The organism is Pseudomonas sp. NPDC089392, assembly GCF_044749595.1.
Lineage (GTDB): Bacteria > Pseudomonadota > Gammaproteobacteria > Pseudomonadales > Pseudomonadaceae > Aquipseudomonas.
The window spans coordinates 1-3,654 of record NZ_JBIVIF010000092.1 but is presented as its reverse complement, the minus strand read 5'-3'; the positions used below and the strand labels follow the sequence as shown (position 1 = coordinate 3,654).

Genomic DNA, 3,654 nt, shown 5'->3' with positions numbered 1-3,654 from the left:
GCCCTGAAAAACAAAACGCCCGATGCGGTGCACCGGGCGTTTTGAGGCCTACCGGCCTACCTGAACAGGTGTAAACCTATTTCAGGACTAGACACCCTGTACTGGCCTCTTCGCGGGTAAACCCGCTCCCACAGAGCCCCCACAGGCCCTGAGATCTGTGGAAATCCTGTGGGAGCGGGTTCACCCGCGAAGAGGCCAGCAAAAGCAACGCAATACTGTCAGTTTTTCTCCGCCCGCTCACGCAACCCTTTCAGGGTATTGAACGGCGAATCCACCACAAACTTGTTGGCCACCATCGCCGGCACACTGCCGCCTGGCTCGGTGTGTACCTGGTAGGTCACTTCGGTACTGTCCCCTTTGGGCACCAGCTTCCAGAAGCCTTCGACTTTCGCCACCCGCACAAAGCCCTTTTCCTCCGGCAGATAGGTCGGCTCTTCTTTCAGGCTACGGGTCAGGCTGCCATCAGCCTCCTTGACGGTCGTGATATGCAGCACGGAATCGCGCGGCGTTACCGGCCATGGCGTATTGAACTGGGTGTAGGTCCAGCTCTGGTCACCCTCATGCTTGAGCAGTTTCTGCGACTTGCATTCGTGGATCCAGGCACAGGCCCCCGCCACATCCTCCTGCAGCGCCTCGACCTTGGCCAGCGGCGCCTTGATCACGGTCACACCGCGGTAGGCCTTGTACTTGGAACCGGCCACTTCGCTAAGGGACACCTTGATCCCCTCTTCATCCTTGGCCACCTGCCAATTTTCGGCCCAGGCCGCAGGCGACAGCAGAACACCCATGCCACACAGCAGTGCAATACGCTTGAACGATCTCATCATGTTTATCCTTGTTGTCGAAGATCCAGCCGGTCACGCCACCGTCATCTGCTCCCACCAGCCAAGAATCCTGATTGCCTCGTCACGGTCACTGCCGCACACCTCGACGTCCGCCTTGAAGCCACCACACACCGCCGGCCGCTCGGGCTTGCCGAACAGGTCGCAGAGGTTGGCAGCGGTCAGGTGCAGGCAGCGCTCGCCAGCCGGCTTGCCATTGGGCATGCGCGGCATCGCAGAGCTGATGGACGGGGCGATGCAGCAGGCACCACAGCCCTCACGGCAATTCATGGTTATTCACCAAAATCAGGACTCCCTGGAACAAAACGGGACGAACGTCCCCGGATAGTACTCGCTCAAACAGGCGTTTGAAATTACTGGCACGATGAAATATGGAGTGACTCGGTAGTCAGTTTGCTGGCTACTGGCGGTACTCGAAATCGATGGCCGCCCCTTCCACGTCATGACGGCTGTCATTGCGCAACTGCAACTGCATTTCGTTGTTGATCAACCGGCCATTGAGCTGGAAGGGGCTGTCGCTGGTCTCTGGTTTTTCGGTAAACATCGGGGGCAGCAAAGGTTTGCGTCGCTGGATGGGTGAAGGATTGCCCACATTCGGCTCAAGGTCATTAACCATGTCGACCGGCAGGCTGAGGTCCAGCTTTGCCTTGGGCAAGGGCTTGGCAACCGCCTTGCTGACCGCCTTGTGCACCGGCTTGACCTTGTTGTTACTGGCCTTTTTGGGCGCTTGCTTCTGCACGGGCTTGGCTGCCGCCTTCTGTGCCGGCTTGCCGAGAGTCGCCTGCGCCTGGCTTGTCGGCTGCGCAGCCTGGGCCGTACCGCCAAGGCAGCAGAGCGGTGCAAGGCACAAGATCAGGGCAAAACGGCGTAAAGCATTCATGGCAAATGGACAGGCTGGCAGGAAAGCTGCGTATGCTCTCTGTTCCGCAGCCCCCTGGCAAGCCTTACAAAAGTGTGGTCGCAGACTCTCTGCACAACTGCTGAGCCAGCAAACCGAGGGTGATCACTGCCCGCTCGGCTTCCTTGTTCCATGGAATACCACAATTCAGGCGGATGCAATGGTTGAACTGCTCGGTGTTACTGAAGATCAGCCCCGGGGCAATGCTGATGCCCTGCTCTAGCGCACGCACATGCAGCTCCTGGGTATTGACCCGCCCTGGCAGGCTCACCCAGAGGATGAAACCACCCGTCGGCCGGGTCATCTGGGTACCCTCCGGGAAGTGCTGCTGCACTGCCAACTGGTAGGCGCTGAGGTTCTTGCGATATTCCTGGCGGATGTAGCGCAGGTGCCGGTCGTAGCCGCCATTCTCCAGGTAGGCCGCCACCCCCATCTGCGTCACGCTGCAAGCCGAATGGGTGGTGAACGTTTGCAGGCGCTGGATTTCATCCTGGTAGCGGCCGGCGACCATCCAGCCAACGCGCACGCCAGGGGACAGGGTCTTGGAGAAGCTTGAACAGTAGATCACCCGGTCCAGCCGGTCGAACGCCTTCAGTGCCTTGGTCTTGCCCTGCTCGAACATCAGCTCGCCATAGATGTCGTCCTCGACGATCTGGATATCGAAGTCCGATGCCAGGCGCAGCAATTGCTTCTGCCGCTCTTCCGGGACGGTGCCGCCCAGCGGGTTGCTCAGGCGCGTGGTCAGCACCAGGGCCTTGATCGACCACTGGTTGGCCGCCAGCTGCAAAGCTTCGAGGCTGATGCCGGTGGACGGGTCACTGGGGATCTCGATTACTTTCAGGCCCAGCAGGTCGGCCAGTTGCAGCAAGCCATAGTAGGTCGGTGACTCGGCAGCAATCAGGTCGCCTGGGCGGGTCAGCACACGCAGCGACATCTGCAGAGCATCGACGCACCCGTGGGTCACGATCACTTCACGCGGGTCGACCAGCACACCCGCATCGCGCATGCGAATGGCGATCTGCCGGCGCAGTGGCTCGAAACCGGGGCTGAACATGTAACTGAAGGCACGCGGGCTGTGGAAGCGCGTCACCTTGGCAATTTGCTGATGCAGGGCCCGTACTGGCAGGTAGTCGACATGCGGCACCGCAGCACCGAACGGGAATACACCGTCACGACGCGCCTCGGTCAGTACCTGCTGGATGATGCTGGCGCGGGTGACCAGGCCGGGGCGCTCCACGCGGGCGATATCCGGGGTTTGCGCGGTCAAGGCCGGGGTCTGGTGCACGTAGTAGCCGGACTGCGGCCGCGCGCGGATCAGCCCCTGGTCCTCGAGGTTTGCATAGGCCTGCAGCACCGTGGCATGGCTGACATTGAGCTGGGCGCTCATCTTGCGCACGGAGGGTACCCGCTCGCCTGGCTGGTAGACACCGCGACGGATGTCATCGGCCAGTTGCTGGGCGATACGCTGGTACAGCAGCAGGTTGGTCATGGCTGGATCTCGACGCGCGGACGGGCTCGTTATTCTTGTGCGACTTCACTGACGGTAGAGGATACCGTAACAGTTGCAAAGTGTACTGGGACAGATGGCAGAGTCGCCACAACATCTTAGGCGCCTGCGGGATCGAACGCCGCCATGTGTTCGCCGATGTATTTTCAGCGCCTGTGAGATCGAGCGCCGCGGGTGTTCGCCGAAACATTTTCAGCGCCTATGAGATCGAGCGCCGCGGGTGTTCGCCGAAACATTTTCAGCGCCTGTGAGATCGAGCGCCGCGGGTGTTCGCCGAAACATTTTCAGCGCCTGTGAGATCGAGCGCCGCGGGTGTTCGCCGAAACATTTTCAGCGCCTATGAAATCGAGCGCCGCCCGCGCGGCGCTTCGCGGCTAAAGCCGCTCCTACGTTTGTTTCGGGCCAAT

4 protein-coding genes are annotated in these 3,654 nt (G+C 60.7%); all 4 read right to left on the bottom strand.

The window, feature by feature from the left end; all coding sequences use genetic code 11:
• Positions 1-218: 218 nt before the first annotated feature.
• Complete coding sequence (locus ACIP1G_RS31885; protein WP_400744609.1) at positions 219-824, bottom strand: START domain-containing protein; 606 nt, start codon at positions 822-824, stop codon at positions 219-221.
• 33 nt (positions 825-857) lie between these two features.
• Positions 858-1,112 (bottom strand): YkgJ family cysteine cluster protein, encoded by a 255-nt coding sequence (locus tag ACIP1G_RS31880; protein WP_400744606.1) that lies wholly within the window; start codon positions 1,110-1,112, stop codon positions 858-860.
• 130 nt (positions 1,113-1,242) lie between these two features.
• Positions 1,243-1,722 (bottom strand): hypothetical protein, encoded by a 480-nt coding sequence (locus ACIP1G_RS31875; protein WP_400744603.1) that lies wholly within the window; start codon positions 1,720-1,722, stop codon positions 1,243-1,245.
• Positions 1,723-1,786: 64 nt separating this feature from the next.
• Positions 1,787-3,229 (bottom strand): PLP-dependent aminotransferase family protein, encoded by a 1,443-nt coding sequence (locus ACIP1G_RS31870; RefSeq protein ID WP_346643261.1) that lies wholly within the window; start codon positions 3,227-3,229, stop codon positions 1,787-1,789.
• Positions 3,230-3,654: the final 425 nt, after the last annotated feature.

Coding starts and splice junctions, on each gene's coding strand:
- ACIP1G_RS31885 (WP_400744609.1), bottom strand. CDS start 824: ATGAGATCGTTCAAGCGTATTGCACTGCTGTGTGGCATGGGTGTTCTG.
- ACIP1G_RS31880 (WP_400744606.1), bottom strand. CDS start 1,112: ATGAATTGCCGTGAGGGCTGTGGTGCCTGCTGCATCGCCCCGTCCATC.
- ACIP1G_RS31875 (WP_400744603.1), bottom strand. CDS start 1,722: ATGAATGCTTTACGCCGTTTTGCCCTGATCTTGTGCCTTGCACCGCTC.
- ACIP1G_RS31870 (WP_346643261.1), bottom strand. CDS start 3,229: ATGACCAACCTGCTGCTGTACCAGCGTATCGCCCAGCAACTGGCCGAT.